This window comes from uncultured Anaerococcus sp. (genome assembly GCF_963510575.1).
GTDB lineage: Bacteria > Bacillota > Clostridia > Tissierellales > Peptoniphilaceae > Anaerococcus.
On the sequence record NZ_CAUPFR010000002.1, the window covers coordinates 11,376 to 29,764 of the forward strand.

Sequence of the window (18,389 nt, forward strand, 5' to 3'; positions counted from 1 at the left end):
TTGGCTAAAAATCTAGTGATAGTAGAGTCGCCTTCCAAGGCTATGTCAATTTCAATGATGCTAGCCAGAAATTACACGGTTAAGGCAACAGTTGGCCACCTTAGGGACCTGCCAAAAAGCAAGTTTGGGGTTGATATAGAAAACAACTTTGAACCTGAGTATATCAAGGTGAGAGGTAGGGCAAAAACTATTAATGAGCTTAAAAAAGAAGCAAAAACAGCTGACAAGGTTTATTTGGCAACAGACCCGGATAGGGAAGGTGAAGCCATTTCTTGGCATCTTGAATATCTTTTAGACTTAGACCCAAATGAAAATAACAGGGTGGAATTTCATGAAATAACCAAAAACAATGTCCTAGCTGCTATGAAAAAACCAAGAAAGATTGATAAAAACCTAGTTGATGCCCAACAGGCAAGAAGGGTCATGGATAGGATTGTGGGTTATGAAATAAGTCCGATTCTTTGGAAGAGGGTAAAATCTGGACTTTCAGCAGGTCGTGTCCAATCAGTTGCCCTAAAATTAATAGTTGATAGGCAAAAAGAAATTGATGACTTTATTCCAGAAGAATATTGGACCATAACAGCCACCCACAAATACGAAGATATTTCATTTGAATCAGAATTTTATGGTACAAAATCCAAAAAAATGAAGGTTTCAAATGAATCCGGGGCAAAAAAGGTTTTAGAAAAAATCGATAAGGATAAGTTTAAGGTCGAATCAATTTCTAAAACTCAGAGAAAAAGACGCCCTTATGCGCCATACACAACCTCAACCCTCCAACAAGACGCCTCAAACAGACTTGGTTTTTCAACCAAATTCACCATGCAGCTTGCCCAACAACTCTACGAAGGAATTGACATTGGCAAGGATGGAACAGTTGGTCTAATTTCCTACATGAGAACAGATGCGACAAGGATTTCAAAGGAAATTGTAGGTGAATCCTTAAAATACATCAAGGAAAAATTTGGGGAGAAATACGCAGGCAAGGGTAATACTTATTCAGGCAAGAAAAAAGGCAGCCAGGATGCCCACGAGGCCATCAGACCTACATCAATATTTAGAGACCCGATTTCCATCAAAACCTACCTAACAGACCAACAATACAAGCTCTATAAGCTAATCTGGTCAAGGGTAGTAGCAAGTCAAATGGCAGATTATGAATATTTGTCAACTCAAATAAATTTTGATAATGAGGGTCTAATCTTTAGGTCAAATGGAAAAATCACCCTTTTTGAAGGCTATAATAAATTGTATGGAAATTTGGATAATGAAAATATTTTGCCAGACCTAAAGGAAGGTCAAATCATAAGTGCAGAAAAAATCACCAAGGACCAACACTTCACCAATCCACCAGCCAGGTACACAGAAGCATCTTTGGTAAAAACTTTGGAGGAATTTGGCATAGGCAGGCCTTCAACCTATTCTGCAACCATTAACCAAATCATGTCTAGAAACTACGTTGAGCTTGATGGTAGGTCAATATATCCTACAGAACTAGGAAAGACTGTAAATGACTTCTTGCAAGAAAATTTTGATGACGTAATAAATGTGGAATTTACAGCAGACATGGAAAACCAACTCGATAGGATTGCAGAGGATGAAGTCTTTTGGAAGGATGTATTAAAGAATTTTTATAAAGATTTTTCTAAGGATATGGCTGCGGTCAAAAAAGATACAACCGACTACAAGGTCAAGGATAAGATCCTCGATGAAAAATGCCCTAAATGTGGCAAAGCCCTTGCTGTTAAACACGGTAGGAACGGTAAATTTATAGGTTGTACTGGTTTTCCAGACTGTGATTTTACTAAATCAATAATAAAAACAACTGGAGTTAAGTGTCCGAAATGTGAACACGGGGAAATTATAGAAAAAGTTTCAAAAAGAGGCAAGAGATTTTACGGTTGTAACAATTATCCAGACTGTGACTATGCTCTTTGGGACCCACCAACAGGAGAAAAATGCCCAGAGTGTGGAGAACTCTTGGTTCACAAGAAAAATAGAAAAACCGATGAAATCAGGTGCTCTGCCTGTGACTATGTAAAAGAAAAGAAACGCTAAAAGCTAAGACAAATTTGCCTTAGCTTTTTTATGTATTGAACTTATTTTTTAAATCAGATCTATATTAATTTTAAAATTGAAATATTATAATACTATGGTAAAGTATTTATAATAAATAATATCAAGGAGTATTTATGAAAAAAACAAATAAAATGTTAGCTGGTTTAGTAGTAGGAACAATGGCATTTGCAGGTTTAGCAGCTGTAAAAATAGACAATCCTAACCTAAGTACAAGAATCCAAAATGTAGCTTATGCTGATGTGAATGCAAATAAGGTAAAGCTTGTTAATTCAACATTTAACTCTGCTAATAATACCAATACCCTAGAATTTAGTGGATTAAGCCTTGAAAATCTTGGTCCAGTTTATGAATTTATGGTGATTTCTAGAGTTAATGGTGGTACAAATAAGGTTAAGCTTGGAGCTGATAAGTATTCAATAGAGGATTTAGATGGAAAAATGGTCTTAATTTTTCCTGGTAAAAATGTTAAAAACGTCAACCTCGTATTCAAAAATACTTACTTAGGTCTACATTTTAAGCCAAATCAGGGAGGGAAATTTGCTCTAGATCATGTTCAAGTACTTAATTTAGAAGAATTTAGAAACAATGCTAAAGTAATGCTATTTGATACAATTGATAGAAATTTATTTAACCAAAAACAGTTATATTATATAGATAAAATCTATGCTAGAGGCGACAGTATTCTTGCCATAACAGAAGACTACAAATCAATTGTGGGGATGTTTCAAGGTATTGCACAAAAAATCAACCAAATGAGATTAAGTCGCAATTATACAGAAGACCAAATGGCAGATAAAACTCAAATATTCTTAGAAGAAGGTCTTGAAAAAATCTTATCTGTTAAACCAAAAATACAAGGTCCACAAAAACAAGTAGCAAAAAAAGTAAGTCCTAAAAAGAATGATAAAAAAGCTCAAAATACAACTGAAAAGCTAAGGGAAGCTATAAATAAAAATAAAATCGTAACCAGAGCAGCAAAGCTCCTCCTAGATACAGTTCCAAACTTAAGCAAGGATTTGAAAACAAAATTAAATACCCTAATGAAAGAATCAGAGGACTTGCTAGCAAAGGCTGAAAAAATGCTTGCAGAATTAGAAGCCAACAAGGCAGCAAGATAAGCCCTTAAAAATTACGAAAAAAGCTAAACCTATCTAAAAGATAGAATTTAGCTTTTTTTCTTATAAAAAATGGACTAGGCAAAAATTTGCCAGTCCAGATTTTTATTCTAGAGCGTTTGCGTAGTTTTCAAGCTTAGATGTACAATTTGGACACCTAGTTGCATCCTTAGCAATTTTGCTCTTGCAATATGGGCAATCTTTTTCTGTTACTTCTTTTGGCTCTTCATTCTTTTTGTGGAAAAGATTGATTGATTTTACCATCAAAAATAAAACAAAGGCAATAATTAAAAATGTAATTACAGCATTGAGAAAAGAGCCGAGTTTAAGTTGAGCTCCACCAATACTTAGGACCAAGTCTTCATAATTAACTCCAGCAGTAAGGCCGGAAATTATCGGCATTAAGAGGTCTTCGACCACACTATTTACTATAGCAGTAAAGGCTGAACCCATGATAATACCTATAGCCATGTCAAGGACATTGCCACGGGTAATAAATTCTTTAAATTCTTTTAACATCTATAGTCCTTTCTATTTTATAATTAAAACTAAAAACGTACATATATTATACCCCAAGTCTTGACTTTATCATGAGATTTTTATATGATTTTACTAGGAGTTTCTATGAAATATTTGCAAGTAGATGATGAATTTTTTGATAGGTTAAAAGTATATGCTGTTTTTATCCCCCTAATTAAGGTGGATGGCAAAGACCATATTTTATTTGAAGTAAGAAGCGAAAGCGTAAGTCAACCTGGAGAAGTATCTTTTCCTGGAGGTGGACTTGAAAAAGGTGAAAATTTTAAAGAGGCTGCCCTTAGAGAAACTATTGAGGAATTAAAACTGGAAGCAACTGATATAGAGTATATTGGATACTCTTCTATGATTTTGACTTCTTCTTATAGGTTAATAAAAAGTTTTTATGGTAGAATTAATAAAAATTTTGAACAAATAAAGTATAATAGAGAAGTGGAGTCAATTTTTACGGTTGATCTTGATTTCTTTATAAAAAATCCACCGATTTCTTACAAGGCTCCTTATAAAATGGACTTTCCAAAAGATTTTCCTTTTGATAAGATTCCAAATGGCAAGGAATATAAGTTTCAAACCGGATATAATGAAATGTTTTTTTATGATACCAAGCCCGTAATTTGGGGATTGACTGCAAAATTGCTAAAAAACTTTATAGAAAGTTGGACTAAAGATGAGAAATGATATTTCGCAAAAAATTAAAGATTATGCAAAAACAAATTCAGCAATAGAATCTATTTTTTATGTGAAAAGACAAAATAATGATGAATTTTATAAAATTTATACAGTAGCTAGTGAAATTATCGTAGCCAAGCTAGAAGAAGAATTCAGGAGTCTTTTTGATGATGTGATTCTTGTAAATAGGGTAAAAGAAAAAATTGAAATCGACAAGAATAAGTTTTCTTTTACTACTATTGACCTTTACAAGATGGATAATATAAAGGTTTCAGAGTCAATCATAAGTAGTGACCTTGACAAGGAATTTATAAAAACTTTGCCAACCGACATTGAGTTTTTATATAATAAACCAGGTGCAGAAGCCCTTTTACCTAACAAGGAATTTGCCTACAAGCCTGTCAAGGAATACGAGTTTAGCCAAACAGTTAAAAACTTTTTTGCCTATGCTATAGAAGTATCCCTATATTTGAACCAAAATAATAGCCTAGCAGCAGCTATTAGGATGGGAGATTTGAGGCAGGAGCTAGTCAATATGCTTAAAATCCATATTATAAATAAGTACAAGGGTGGAATGGATATTGGCAAGGATGGTAGGCAACTCAGTCAGACTTTAAGCAAGGAATATAAGGATGATTTTGAAGAGACCTTCCACGATATAAACCCACTTAGTATATATAATTCTCTATTTAAGGCCTGCATACTTTTTAGGAAGGTGGGCATGGCTGAGGCTGATGAATTGGGTTTTGATTATGATAGACAAAGTGATGTTAAGACCCTAAAGCTTTTGAGGAATAATTACAAAAAGCTAGAATCCTTTTTGAATTAGGAGTAATTATGAAATACAAATACAAGATAGCAAGTCTGTTCATGGCAGCCTTTATATTTTTTATGCCAGTAAGCCTTGCTGCTAGCCAAAATAAAATAGTTGGTCTTGATGATAATGTAAAAGCTTATTTAATTGGTAACGAGGAAAGTGGCGAGGTTTATTACGAAAAAAATGCCGATGAACCTATGCCTATGGCTTCTTTAAGCAAACTTATGACTTTTTTGGTGACTATGGATGCTATAAAAAATGGGAATCTTAGTCTTGATACCAAGGTAAAGGCTGATAAGGAAGCGGAAAATTTGACTAGTTGGCAATATTCATCTTTAGGAGTAAAAGAGGGGGAGACTTATACAGTTGATGAGCTCTTGAAGGGTCTAATAGCTGTATCTGGCAATGATTGTGCTTATCTTTTAGCCAATACTATTTCTGTTTCAGAGCCTGCTTTTGCTAGAGAAATGAATGAAAAAGCAAAATCACTTGACCTAAAGAGCCAAGTGTATTATAATTCTAGTGGGATACAAACAGAAGATGGTCATCAAAATACAACTTCTGCTAAAGACTTATTTAAGTTAAGCCAATATATACTTAAAACTTATCCGGAAATCCTAGACTATTCAGCTATCAGAGAGATTAAAGATCCAGCTCGTGATATAGATAAGAGATCTACTATTCCTCTTATGGATGAAATAAAGGGAGTTGATGGTCTTAAGACTGGTACAACAGATGAGGCGGGATATTGCTTAGTATCAACTGTTGACATGGTCAAATTAGATAGCAAGGATGAGTTTAGAACCATAGGTGTGGTTTTGGGTGCAGACCGAAAAGACACTAGGAATAAAGTAATGAGTGACCTTATTTATTATGTTTCAAAATATTTTTCTACAAGGACTGTTTTAGATACCAATGTTCCTGTAAAATCTATAAAAGATATTACAGTTAAACAAGGATATATAGACCTTTATCCAAAAGAAGATATAAAAATGATAGTAAAAGAAGGCGAAAATCCTACAATAAAGTATAATATAAAAGAAGACGTAAAAGCGCCTATCAAAGAAAACCAAGACCTTGGAGAAATAGAGATTTCTTATAAGGATGAAAGTCAGAAAGTTGGCTTGTTTTCAAAGAAGGCTCTTGATAAAGCGAGTCTTTTCTCAAGGGTAATAAGAACTATAAAAGATTCTTGTGACTTTTTGCTTAAGACTCTAATAGCAAGATAAAGGCAAAATTTTTGCCTTATATGTATCGGTAGCTCAGCTGGATAGAGCACTGCCCTCCTAAGGCAGGTGTCGGAGGTTCGAATCCTCTTCGGTACACCAAAAGGAAATATTATGCAAGATTTATTTACAAAAGCTGATAAGTTTTTTATGACAGAAGCTATAAATGAAGCCAAACTTGCAAAATCAATTGACGAGGTCCCGATAGGGGCCGTTGTTGTTTGTGGGGAAAGAATAGTTGGCAGGGGACACAATTTTACTTACAAGGGTAAGTCTGCCCTAAACCATGCCGAAATTTATGCCTTAAAAGATGCAGGGAAAAATATCGGAGACTTTAGACTAGAAGAATGTACTATGTATGTAACACTTGAGCCTTGTCTTATGTGTACAGGTGCTATTATGCATTCTAGGATAAAAAGGCTGGTAATTGCCTTAAAAGACCCCAAAAGAGGTGGGCTTTCTACCTCCTTTATAGATAAGGATAGTCCCCACCTAAATGTACCTGAGATTTCTTATGGTCTCATGGAAGAAGAATCCCTAAAGGAACTTCAGAGTTTTTTTAGGGCCTTAAGAGCAAAGAAAAAAAGCTAAGATAGACTTAAGTTTATCTTGGCTTTTTTAGTCCTTAATTTCAGCAATGAATTGCCAACTTATATCGTATTTGTCTACAAAACTAGTGAAGAGTTTATTATCAAGCTTTTGAGGCTCACTTGTAATATTAGAATCCTTCTTAAAATTGATATAGACCATGTATAGATTATCCGAATTTGTTTCGATTACAATCCTAACGTTATTTCCCTTTACATAGGTAGCGTCATTTGTTACATCATAAAGGTAAATCCTATTTCCATATATATCTATATGGGAACTATAAATCCTATCCCTGATTTTAGGTGGGTGGTTAAATTTTTCGAAATCCCTATATCTTATTATGTTTTTTGGTTCTTCGAGGTTAAAAACATTACAATAATAATCTATTGCCTCCTCGCACAAACCATTTTTAAAAGCTAAAGCTACTGCCATTTTTATTCCTTTCTATCTTATATTAATTTATCTTTTTAAATAATTATTTCAACTCAAACCATCTTTAAATTTTAATTATTAAAAAATCTACATTTAGAGTATAATATTCAAAAGTAGTTTTTTATTAAAAGGAGTATATAGATGAAAATTAGTCTTATTGATCCGTTAGAAGTTAAGGAATCCTATATTATAGAACAAAAGGAAAAACTTGAAAAACTCGGCCATGACTTTACCTACTACAAGGAAAGCGCTAAGGATGAGGAAGAAAAAATTGCAAGACTTAAAGATGCTGATATAGCTATAATTACCAATAAGCCAGTATCTAGAAAGGTAATAGAAAATACCCATCTAGAATTAATTGATGTTGCCTTTACAGGGGTGGACCATGTTGATTTAGATGCCTGCAAGGAAAAAAATATCAAAGTCCTAAACGCTTCTGGTTATTCAGATGATTCTGTAGCTGAACTTGTTATTGGTCTAACCATTGGAGTCTTAAGGAAATTCAACCAAAATAGGGAAAACATTTTTGAAAAAGAAAATAATTACCTATTGGGGTCTCTAATCAAGGGCAAGACTTTTGGTATAATCGGTACTGGCCATATAGGTAAAAAACTTATAGAATTGCTTAAGGTTTTTGGTTGCAAGCTTATAGCTTATTCTAGGACCGAAAAAGACGACATAAAGGACCTTGGTGTAGAATATGTTGACTTAAAAACCCTTCTTAAAGAAGCTGATATAGTTTCTCTTCACATCCCAAATAACAAGGAAACCAAACATTTCCTAGGAAAAGATGAACTTGACCTTATGAAAGAAGGTGCAGTTTTAATCAATTGTGCTAGAGGAGCTGTTGTTGACAATGACTATCTTGCAAAACTTTTAAATGAGGATAAGCTAAGGGCAGGTATAGATGTTTTTGATATGGAACCACCACTCCCAGAAGATTACCCACTTAGAAACGCAAAAAATGTTATTTTAACAAACCACGTTGCTTTTTATACAGAAGAAGCTATGCAAATTAGGTCTGATATAGTCTTTGACAATCTTTACTCTTATCTAAATGGAGAAATAAAAAACGAGATAAACTTATGATAGAACCTAAAATCGTTGCTATTGCCGGAGGTACTGCCTCTGGCAAGTCTACGATAGTAAAAATAATTGCTGAAACTTTCAAAGATGATTTGATTGTTGTAGGCCACGATAATTATTACAAGGCCCATGATGATTTAGACTTTGATCAAAGAAAACTTTTGAATTATGACCACCCTCAAGCTTTTGACACTGACCTTTTTTGTGAGGATTTGAAAAAATTACTAGCTGGCATAGAGATTGACATGCCTCTTTATGATTATAAAATCCATACTAGGAGCAAGGAGACAATAAAGCTTAGGGCGAAAAAAATTATCCTTATTGAGGGGATTTTGGTTCTGTATGATAAAAAAATTAGAGAACTGACAGATACCAAGGTCTTTGTAGATGCAGATAGCGACATTAGACTTAAAAGAAGAATCCTTAGGGATACGGTGGAAAGGGGCAGATCTTTGGAATCTTGCCTAACCCAGTATATCGAGCAAGTAAAACCTATGCACGAAAAGTATGTGGAACCAAGCAAGAAATACGCCGACATTATTATCCCAAGAGGGGCTAAGAACACAAAAGGAATAGAAATACTGTCTAAACATATAGATAATATGATAGGAAATACTGATGAAAGTTAATATTTTACCAACAAACTATGAAGAAATAAAAGATTATATTGACGGCAATTCCACCATAGGCCACAAGATTTGGGGACCAATCCCTCATGAAGATGGCTATATTTTTAGGGTCTATGCCCCAAATGCTGATGAGGTTTACATCAAGGGAGATTTTACTGGTTGGCAAAATGAAAGACTTACCAAAAACGATGAGTTTGGGTATTTTTATGGTTTCTACCAGGCAAAGGTAAATGACTATTATAAATATATAGTAGTTAAAAATGGCAATTGGATGGAAAAAACTGATCCCTTTGCCCACGCTATGGATGGAGAAGGAGATTTTGCAGCAAAAATTATAGCAGAAGATGATTATGTTTTTAATGATGATGAGTTTATAAAAACTAGAGGCAAAAATTATGACCAACCCCTAAATATTTATGAACTTCACATAGGATCTTTTATGAGATTTGCTGGCAGGGTAAACTTCCTAGATATAGTCGATAATTTAATTAACCATGTTAAGGAAATGGGTTACACCCATGTTGAAATCATGCCGGTTACTGAATATCCATTTTATCCTTCTTGGGGCTACCAATCGACAGGTTTTTTTGCCATAAGTCACAGGTACGGTTCTCCTAGAGATTTTAAGAAATTTGTTGACCTTCTTCACCAAAATGGCATAGGGGTCATCCTGGATGTGGTAGCAGTTCATTATGCGTCTGACTACTATGGTCTTGACCACTTTGATGGAACAGCCATGTACGAATCTCAATACATGGACCTAAAATATTCTGAATGGGGATCAAATAATTTTGACTATTCTAAGGGCCATGTGAGAAGTTTCATGAAGTCCTCAATGGCATATTTGATTGAAGAATTTCACCTAGATGGAATTAGGATTGACGCTGTATCTTATATGGTGTTTTATAATGGTAATTCAAACAGGGGTGTTCATCATGATAACATCTTCTTTATCAAAAACCTAAATGAAACCCTAGAAAATCTTCACCCTGATGTTATGAGGATTGCAGAAGATTCTTCTGACTACCCAAAGGTAACCCATCCAGTTAGCGAAGGTGGTCTTGGTTTTGATTACAAGTGGGATATGGGTTGGATGAATGATACCTTGAGGTATTTTAAGGTTGATTCTTATAATCGTAGGGACTACCAATCAAATATCAATTTCTCCATGTTTTATTTTTACAACGAGAGATTTCTTTTGCCTTTAAGTCACGACGAGGTTGTCCACCTCAAAAAATCTATGGTTGATAAGATGAGTGGGTCTTATGAAGATAAGTTTAAACAATTAAAAGTCTTGATGACCTACCAAATGACCCATCCAGGTAAGATTTTAAACTTTATGGGCAATGAAATTGCAACTTTTGAAGAGTGGAGTGAAAGTGTTGGAATCAGGTGGGATTACCTTAATTTTCCAATCCATGACTCCTATAATCGTTTTGTAAAAGATTTGAATAAACTTTATAAGGACGAAAAGGCCTTTTACAAGTATGATTATGATTTGAAGGGATTTGCCTGGAGGGTTGTAGATGATAATACCAACTCTGTTTTTGCCTACGAAAGAATTGCAGATGATGACAGGTATTTGGTTATTTTGAATATGGCAAATGTCTACCAACCATACTATGAAATTTATTATGACGAAGACTTGGTTTTCGAAGAAGTATTTAATTCACTAGATGAAAAATATGGTGAATACAGAAGAGAAAAGAGAAGAATAGAAGTTAAGAAAGGAAATAATCTGGGATTAGAGCTTTGGCAATACGAAGCTGTAATCTTTAAGATAATTAAGTTATGAAAGATAAAAAACCAATAAACCTATCATGGCTAGTTGAAAAATGGACCTTGATAGATGAGGACACATATCTAAAAAATATGTGGTTAAATACAGAATCGCTTGATTTTATTAGGATAAATAAGGAAATTCAAACTAATGAAGATATAGAAGCATCCTATATAGATATAGACCAAGATGTTGAAAAATACATACTTATGCCAGGTGCAAGTGAGGTTGATAATTCCGACATTAGAGATGCCTTTATTTCTAGTCTTAGCAGACGTGAAAGAGATTATTTTATAGAAAATGCAGAATTTATATCTCCAAGCGCTGAGTTTTTAGATACAGTTTACGAATTGGGTCTAGAAGGAAAGTGGAATGACTTTAGGGATAAGGTTGCAGCAGGTCTGTTACTAAGTTGGGCAGAAGACGAAGGTTTGCCTGTCAATAAAGATATGGAAACAATTAATATAAACAAAATATGAAAAAAATACTAATGATCTTGGCACTGGCTACTATTTTTGCGGCCTGTGCCAATACTAATGAAAAAGAAAATGTAGAAAAACCAAAATTAGAAGCAGTAAAAGAAGATTCTAGCGAAGAAAAATCACCAGATGTAGAATTAGAAAAGCATACAGAAACAACTTATGATTATTTTGATACTATCACAACTTTTTTGGCCTATACCAAGGATGAGGATGAATTTAACCACTATGTGAAAGTACTCAAAGATGAACTTAAAATTTATCATGAATTGTTTAATTCTTATGATGCCTTCGAAGGTGTGAATAACTTTAGAACTATAAATGAAAATGCAGGCAAACAGCCAGTCAAGGTTGACCCAAAAATTATCGAGCTTGTAGAATATTCTAAGAAAATGTATGACCTTACAAATGGCAAAATCAACATAGCCATGGGTTCACTTCTTGGTTTGTGGCACGATTATAGGGAAATGTCTATAGATAATCCAGACAAGGCTGCTATTCCAGAAGAAAGTATGCTTGTCAAGGCAAGCAAGCACAAGGATATAGATGCAATAGTTGTAGATGAAAAAGCAGGAACAGTTTTTATAAAAGATCCTGATGTGCAAATTGATATAGGAGCTATCGGCAAGGGTTATGCTACAAAAATAATTGCAAATAAGCTCCAAGCAGAAGGCCTTAAGCATGGAATCTTATCTGTAGGTGGAGATGACGTATTGATTGGAGATAATCCAGCCAGCGACAATTCTTATTACAAGATTGGAATCCAAAATCCAGACCTAGATGATAAGGATAACCCATACTCATCTGTGGTTAGCCTTAAAAATACATCAGTTGTTACAAGTGGAGATTATCAGAGATACTTTGTGGTAAATGGCAAGAGATACCACCACATCATTGACCCAGAAACCATGTATCCATCAACTAGGTGGAGGTCTGTTTCTGTAATTTTAGATGATATAGCTGAAGCAGATACAATTTCAACCTACCTTTTTATAATAGACTTAGAAGAAGGTCGTGAATTTGCAAAGAAGGTTGGAGCCCAGGTATTGTGGATAGATGAAGATTATAAGTCCTATACAACAGATGGTTGGCCTGTAGCACAATAGGTTTTGACTAGATAATATTAAAAAAAGTAGTTTAATAGTTTAAAAACAATTAAAACTGAGGTAGAAGTGAACACGGTAAATGAAGATTTAATTTATGAACAATTAAATAAAAAAAAGGTTAGCCTATTTTTTAAGAGGTTTTTTGATATCCTAATATCGCTAATCGTCTTAATTATTATTGCTATCCCTATGTTAATAATAGCGATTTTTATAAAACTTGACTCCAAAGGCCCTGTATTTTATAAGCAAGAAAGACTTGCTAGAGGCAAGAAGCCTTTTTATATAATTAAATTTAGGACAATGAGGGTTGGGGCTGACAAAAACCTTGACAACCTAACTGTAAAAAATGACCCAAGGATAACAAAAACTGGTGCTTTCCTAAGAAAATGGAAGATTGATGAGCTCCCACAATTTATAAATGTTTTGAAGGGTGATATGTCACTGGTAGGTCCAAGGCCAGAGACCCCAAAAATGGTAAATTTGTATCCAAATTATTATGATGTAATTTTTGCAGTTAGACCTGGAATTACTGATTATGCCTCAATTGAATTTAGGAATGAGTCAGAATATTATAATTCAATCGAGGATAGCGAGAAGATTTACCTTGAAAAAATCCTTCCAATTAAAATAGATCTCAAATTAAAATATATAGAAAATTTGTCTTTAAAGACTGATATTTCAGTGCTTTTCAAGACTGCAAAAACAATCGTAACAAAATAAGACGTAAATTTTTACGTCCTATTTTTTTTTGAAAAATTCTTGGTATAATTAATAGGTAAAATAGGAGGTAAATGTGAAAAGAGCTTTTGATAATGATAAATATATAAAGGAACAATCTGCAAAGATTGTTGAAAGAATCAGTCACTTTGATAAGTTGTACCTAGAATTTGGTGGTAAACTCTTTGATGATGCTCACGCTTCTAGAGTCTTGCCAGGATTTTTACCAGATTCAAAATTAAGAATGTTGCTAAATATTAAAGAAAAAACTGAAATAATTATAACCATAAATGCCAAAGATATCGAAAAAACAAAAATTAGGGGAGACAATGGTATTTCCTACGATACCGAGGCCATAAGACTAAAATCAGCCCTAGAAGATTTTGGTTTTTTAGTTTCTGCTATAGTTATTACCCAATTCGATTACCAAGAAAAAGTTCTTAAATACTGCCAATACTTGGATAATCTTGGTATAAAAAATTACAAAACTTACGATATAGTTGGTTATCCAAACAACTTGTCAACCATAATTTCTGACGAGGGTTTTGGTAAAAATGACCATGTCAAAACCACTAGACCTCTTGTAGTAGTTACAGGTCCTGGTCCAGGTTCAGGAAAAATGGCAACCCGTCTTTCTCAGATGTACCTAGATCACGAAAATGGAGTCAATGCTGGTTATGCTAAGTTTGAAACTTTCCCAATTTGGAACATACCTCTCAAACACCCAGTAAATATGGCCTATGAAGCAGCTACAGCTGATCTTGATGATGTAAATATGATTGACCCTTACCACCTAGAAGCCTATGGCAAATCAGCTGTATCCTATAATAGGGATGTAGAGGCCTTCCCAATCCTAAAGAAGATGTTTGAAAAAATTATAGGCAAATCTCCTTATATGTCACCTACAGACATGGGTGTAAATATGTCAGGTTTTTGCATAGTGGATGATAAGGCAGCAGCAGATGCGTCTAAGGCAGAGATTATCAGAAGATATTACAATACCCTAGTTGATTATAGGATGGCTAAGGAAAATCTCCACACCCTAGAAAAAATACAAATGCTTATGAGCCAGCTAGAAATATCTGCTGATGATAGACTGGTAGCCCTTTTAGCAAGAGATAGGGCAAAATCTTCAGGTACAGAAGCCTTTGCTATAGAACTAGAGAGTGGGGAAATCATTACAGGAAAGAAGAGTGACCTCCTAAGCGCTCCTTCAGCCTGTATCCTAAATGTCCTAAAAAAACTTGGCAAGCTTGATGATGAGATTTTACTCATTTCTCCTCACATTATAGAGCCAGTTTCTGACCTTAAGACTAAGGGACTCGGTGGTAGCGAGACAAGTCTTTCTGTAAATGAAATGCTAATAGCCTTGTCAATTTCAGCTACTACAAATCCACTAACCCATATGGCAATAAAGCAATTAGGAAAATTAAAGGGTCTAGATGCACATTCGACAGTTATTTTAAATGATTCACAAAAATCTATGTTAAGAAAACTCGGATTAAACTTCACCCAAGACCCTGAATTTTCTGAAGATAATTATAGGTAAAAAAAGACAAGCCTTTGTAAAGTTTTTACAAGGCTTGTTTTTTATTTGTCATTATCATCAAATTCTATATAGTTGAAATATAAATCTATATCATTATCTGTATCATTTTGGTAAATTTTTGCCATATCTTCGTTCATTTCACCAACCATATCTATTATAAATTTCCTAAGGGATTTTTGTCCAAACATCTTATCTGACATATCCATCTTAAATTTTGATACAGATTTTGAATGGGCTATTAACTTGGCAAGGTCAACCCCACTTACATGTGATTTTTTGGTAATAAACCTAGAAAAGAAATCCAATAAGTCCTTTAAATTATTTACCTTGTGCCTAATATACTTGTAGGTGATATTAGAAGTTAGGCCTTCAGCCTTGAAGAGGTCATCATAAAATTTGTTTTTTGACCCATATTTAATAAATTTAACGCTTGTGGTTATATAGTCAAAGGCTTCGTTTATTTCATCACCCGTATAGTCAATTAGCTCGTTAATTATATTGTAAGACTTATCATTTAGCCTGGCAATCATTTTTGTGACATAGTCTGGTTTCTCAATATCATTTGACCTATATTGGTAGATGAAGTTTGCAAAGTCATAAAAATTATGGCCTTCATCATCTATAGGCATCTTAAACATTTTATTTAAGATTTTTTCGAAGAAATAAATCATAAGTGGTGGGTAGATTATCTCTTTTTCAATCTGCCTAAATAATAAATCTAAAGCTTCCTCAATATCAGTTGAATAAATACTTATCCTGTTACCAATGGCCTTAATTAGGATATGGTAAGCCCCATTTTTTTCTATTAAGTCGATATTTCCTAGGAGGGTTTTTCTCATAGGGAACTTATCTTTTATAGCAGGGAATACTACCTGATCCATGTAATTGGTGGAAGGAAGTTTAAATTTTGTATTTGTATTGATTTGGCTAATTATTTCTTTTTTAATATCCAAATTTTCAAGCAATGGGTTATTGGCTTGGATTCTTATATAATTAGAAATAACTTCCCTGAGGGAGAGCTGATTTTCCAAGGTATGCATAGATGCATCCTTGACATGGATAGTGTTTTTATTTTCATCTGTGTAGGTAAAATCTTTTATCAATTCAGTTTTGATTTTTATTTCAAAACCACTTATGGTATTGGATTTATTATCTATCTTTATATGCCTAATTGGAAGAGGGTAGGTGATAGTTGACCCAGTTTGGATATCATATATTTCATTACCTTCTTCGGAGATAAATTTAGCTGTGCCATTTTCATGAAGATGGCCAGTGAAAATAAACTTAACCCCATTGTCGGCAAGGACTTCGATTGGAGTTTTATTGTTTAATCTTGGATCCGAATCCTTTATTTTATCCTTGTATTCCTTGATGATAAAGGGAGAAAAAACCAATTCTTGGTTCCTAAAATTTGGGATAAAGGCGTGGTGGGAGCAAGCTATAACCATGTCATTACGGCTCTTGGCCTCATCTATCTTATCAGCTATCCACCTTAATTGTTCTGTTGATACAGACCCAATTACATTATTCATCACATCCCTGTGCCCCTGTTCCATATCTGCTGCATAGATAGAGGAATCAATCATAATTAGGCTTAGGCCATTGTCGAGTGTATCATCTTTTTTAACCCTTGCTACATAAGAAAAATACCCATTTGCATAATAAGAATATTTTTCATCTCTCTTATACTTTTCATTTACATCCCTAAGGTAAGATTTAAAGATATCACTATCCTTATAAAATTCTAAAATTGAAGAATCATCGTAAATAAACTTGTAAATATCAAAAAAATTTTGGGGACTAGTAGGAAGAGCCTTGGTGTCATTTTTATAGTCATAGGCTTTTTTTGAATTTATATCGTGGTTGCCTGGAATTATAAAAATTTTCCTATCAGGTGTTTTTTCTTGCCAAGCCTTAAGCAGAGATGCGGCTTTTTTGTGGCTTACCAATTCGCCTTCCTTGCTTAAGTCGCCAGAGATTATTAAATATTTGCTAGAAACTTCATCAACAAGGCTAAGAGCCTTTTTAAATAGTGATTCACTTTCAACAACTAATTTTCTTTCTATTTTTAGTTCTTTTTTTAAACTTTCGGTATTAGCAATCAAAGACTCATCTAAGACATGAGGGTCAGAAATGATTGAAATATCAAAAGATTTATTGTCTTTATTTTCCATTACTTCCTCGCAAATTTCTTAGGATTATTATACCATTTTATAAAATATTTATTAGTGTAAAAATTTTATAGGAAAAGCTTTGCTTACCAAAAATTGAAAAGTAGTTTATAATAGATATTAAGAATAAGCATAAAATGAGCTTAGCTATGCTCATGCAAATTAATTTTATAGGAGGAGAATATGAACAAGAAGCTAATAGTGACCTTATCTGCCTTTGTTTTAGCCATATCTCTAAGCTCCTGTAGTGGTGATAAGCAAATAAAAACTGCAGAAGATTATAAAGATACATATCCTGATATTTATGCGACATACAAAGCTAATGAAGATATGAGCGAAACAAAATTCGGTGGATCTGTTCAGGTTGACTACCTCGAAGCCCATCCAAACCTAAGAACCTACTACGACGGATATTGTTTTGCTAAACAATACGATAGGGCAAGGGGTCACGTTTATGCCCTAGAAGATGCTATCAATACAAAAAGACCAAAACCTGGTGCATCATGCCTAGCTTGTAAGACAATTGATTTTGTAAATGCCCTTGAAAAAGATGGTATAGATGTAAATAGCATGGATTTTGACCAATTTGTAAAAGACCATCCAAAAATGCAGACAATCTCATGTGCTGACTGCCACTTGGACACTCCTGGTAAGATTCAAGTTACTAGAGATCACTTCAAGAAACAAATCGACCAAGGTAATGTTAATGGCAACAATACAAAGGCTGATAGCCTTACTTGTGCACAATGCCACGTTGAATACTACCTAGATCCAGAAACCAAGGAAGTAATTTTACCATACAAGTACGGTTTTGAAACTGATGATATGTTAAAATATTACGATGAAATTGACTTTGCTGATTGGGAACACCCACAAACAGGTGCTAAGCTCCTTAAGGCCCAACACCCAGAGTATGAAACTATGATGGGATCAGTTCACGACTCAGCGGGCCTTTCTTGTATAGACTGCCACATGCCAGTTGTTGAAAATGAAAAAGGTGAAAAATTCAAATCTCACCACTGGACAAGCCCACTAAAATCAAAAGAAAATATCAAAAATTCTTGCTTATCTTGCCACGCAGGTAAGAGCGAAGATGACATGATTGCTTGGGTAGAAGAAGTTCAACAAGGTGTACATGACAGGACAAATGAAGTAAGTGACCAACTTAAAAAATTCGTAGACCTTTTAGCCAAACATGTTAAAGCCGGTGACTTATCTGATGAAGACAAGACCCAGCTACAAAGTATTCACAGACATGCTCAATTCAAATGGGATTTTGTTTGGGTAGAAAATGGTGAAGGCTTCCACAACTCAAAGAAAGCCCACCAAAACCTAGACGAAGCAGAAGAATTAGTGAAACAAGGCCTAGAAATCTTGAAGAAGTATGAATAAAAAGCTAAGATGGA

The 18,389-nt window shown here is 34.2% G+C and carries 17 protein-coding genes and 1 tRNA gene; 15 read left to right on the forward strand and 3 right to left on the reverse strand.

All coding sequences use genetic code 11. The annotated features are described in order from the left end of the window. Both topA and RQ907_RS00335 read left to right on the forward strand, forming a co-directional pair. Positions 1-2,058: a type I DNA topoisomerase gene (gene topA, locus RQ907_RS00330; RefSeq protein ID WP_311491414.1), complete on the forward strand. Its 2,058-nt coding sequence runs from the start codon at positions 1-3 to the stop codon at positions 2,056-2,058. A gap of 134 nt (positions 2,059-2,192) precedes the next feature. After that, entirely contained in the window at positions 2,193-3,197 is a 1,005-nt protein-coding gene (locus RQ907_RS00335) for a hypothetical protein (RefSeq protein WP_311491415.1), read from the forward strand. Between the two features lie 102 nt (positions 3,198-3,299). Here the strand turns inward: RQ907_RS00335 and mscL are convergent, their stop codons facing one another. After that, on the reverse strand, positions 3,300-3,713 hold the full coding sequence (gene mscL, locus RQ907_RS00340; protein ID WP_311491416.1) for a large conductance mechanosensitive channel protein MscL: 414 nt from the start codon (positions 3,711-3,713) through the stop codon (positions 3,300-3,302). 105 nt (positions 3,714-3,818) lie between these two features. Between mscL and RQ907_RS00345 the strand changes: the two genes are divergently transcribed. The 5 genes from RQ907_RS00345 to RQ907_RS00365 all read left to right on the forward strand — a co-directional run bounded on the left by RQ907_RS00345 (position 3,819) and on the right by RQ907_RS00365 (position 7,034). Beyond that, complete coding sequence (locus RQ907_RS00345) at positions 3,819-4,409, forward strand: CoA pyrophosphatase (RefSeq protein ID WP_311491417.1); 591 nt, start codon at positions 3,819-3,821, stop codon at positions 4,407-4,409. Continuing rightward, positions 4,399-5,229, forward strand: coding sequence for an aminoglycoside 6-adenylyltransferase (locus RQ907_RS00350; RefSeq protein ID WP_311491418.1), 831 nt, complete (start codon positions 4,399-4,401; stop codon positions 5,227-5,229). Before RQ907_RS00345 ends, RQ907_RS00350 begins: the two co-directional genes overlap by 11 nt. 8 nt (positions 5,230-5,237) lie before the next feature. Continuing rightward, positions 5,238-6,446: a D-alanyl-D-alanine carboxypeptidase family protein gene (locus RQ907_RS00355; protein ID WP_311491419.1), complete on the forward strand. Its 1,209-nt coding sequence runs from the start codon at positions 5,238-5,240 to the stop codon at positions 6,444-6,446. 22 nt (positions 6,447-6,468) lie between these two features. After that, positions 6,469-6,545: transfer RNA gene (locus RQ907_RS00360), tRNA-Arg, on the forward strand. A 12-nt stretch (positions 6,546-6,557) separates the two neighbouring features. Beyond that, positions 6,558-7,034: a nucleoside deaminase gene (locus RQ907_RS00365; protein WP_311491420.1), complete on the forward strand. Its 477-nt coding sequence runs from the start codon at positions 6,558-6,560 to the stop codon at positions 7,032-7,034. Positions 7,035-7,061: 27 nt separating this feature from the next. On the opposite strand, the gene RQ907_RS00370 is transcribed toward RQ907_RS00365, so the two are convergent. Continuing rightward, positions 7,062-7,466 (reverse strand): hypothetical protein, encoded by a 405-nt coding sequence (locus tag RQ907_RS00370; RefSeq protein ID WP_311491421.1) that lies wholly within the window; start codon positions 7,464-7,466, stop codon positions 7,062-7,064. A 141-nt stretch (positions 7,467-7,607) separates the two neighbouring features. On the opposite strand from RQ907_RS00370, the gene RQ907_RS00375 reads away from it, so the two are divergent. The 7 genes from RQ907_RS00375 (at position 7,608) to RQ907_RS00405 (ending at position 14,812) form a co-directional block, all read left to right on the forward strand. Then, positions 7,608-8,555: an NAD(P)-dependent oxidoreductase gene (locus RQ907_RS00375; RefSeq protein WP_311491422.1), complete on the forward strand. Its 948-nt coding sequence runs from the start codon at positions 7,608-7,610 to the stop codon at positions 8,553-8,555. Then, positions 8,552-9,181: a uridine kinase gene (gene udk / locus RQ907_RS00380; RefSeq protein ID WP_311491423.1), complete on the forward strand. Its 630-nt coding sequence runs from the start codon at positions 8,552-8,554 to the stop codon at positions 9,179-9,181. The genes RQ907_RS00375 and udk overlap by 4 nt, the downstream gene beginning before the upstream one ends. Further along, the gene (gene glgB / locus RQ907_RS00385) at positions 9,171-10,976 is read left to right on the forward strand and encodes a 1,4-alpha-glucan branching protein GlgB (RefSeq protein ID WP_311491424.1); all 1,806 of its coding nucleotides are present in this window, start codon (positions 9,171-9,173) and stop codon (positions 10,974-10,976) included. The genes udk and glgB overlap by 11 nt, the downstream gene beginning before the upstream one ends. Further along, positions 10,973-11,440 carry an acyl carrier protein gene (locus RQ907_RS00390; protein WP_311491425.1) on the forward strand — a complete coding sequence of 156 codons (468 nt, stop codon included), beginning with the start codon at positions 10,973-10,975 and terminating at the stop codon, positions 11,438-11,440. Before glgB ends, RQ907_RS00390 begins: the two co-directional genes overlap by 4 nt. Next, positions 11,437-12,546: an FAD:protein FMN transferase gene (locus RQ907_RS00395; protein ID WP_311491426.1), complete on the forward strand. Its 1,110-nt coding sequence runs from the start codon at positions 11,437-11,439 to the stop codon at positions 12,544-12,546. The genes RQ907_RS00390 and RQ907_RS00395 overlap by 4 nt, the downstream gene beginning before the upstream one ends. Before the next feature lie 66 nt (positions 12,547-12,612). Beyond that, on the forward strand, positions 12,613-13,266 hold the full coding sequence (locus RQ907_RS00400; protein ID WP_311491427.1) for a sugar transferase: 654 nt from the start codon (positions 12,613-12,615) through the stop codon (positions 13,264-13,266). A 73-nt stretch (positions 13,267-13,339) separates the two neighbouring features. Beyond that, complete coding sequence (locus tag RQ907_RS00405) at positions 13,340-14,812, forward strand: DUF1846 domain-containing protein (RefSeq protein WP_311491428.1); 1,473 nt, start codon at positions 13,340-13,342, stop codon at positions 14,810-14,812. A 41-nt stretch (positions 14,813-14,853) separates the two neighbouring features. Here the strand turns inward: RQ907_RS00405 and RQ907_RS00410 are convergent, their stop codons facing one another. After that, positions 14,854-16,986 (reverse strand): metallophosphoesterase, encoded by a 2,133-nt coding sequence (locus RQ907_RS00410; protein ID WP_311491429.1) that lies wholly within the window; start codon positions 16,984-16,986, stop codon positions 14,854-14,856. Positions 16,987-17,166: 180 nt separating this feature from the next. Here RQ907_RS00410 and RQ907_RS00415 point away from each other — a divergent pair, with 180 nt between their 5' ends. Then, entirely contained in the window at positions 17,167-18,375 is a 1,209-nt protein-coding gene (locus RQ907_RS00415; protein ID WP_311491430.1) for an ammonia-forming cytochrome c nitrite reductase subunit c552, read from the forward strand. Positions 18,376-18,389: the final 14 nt, after the last annotated feature.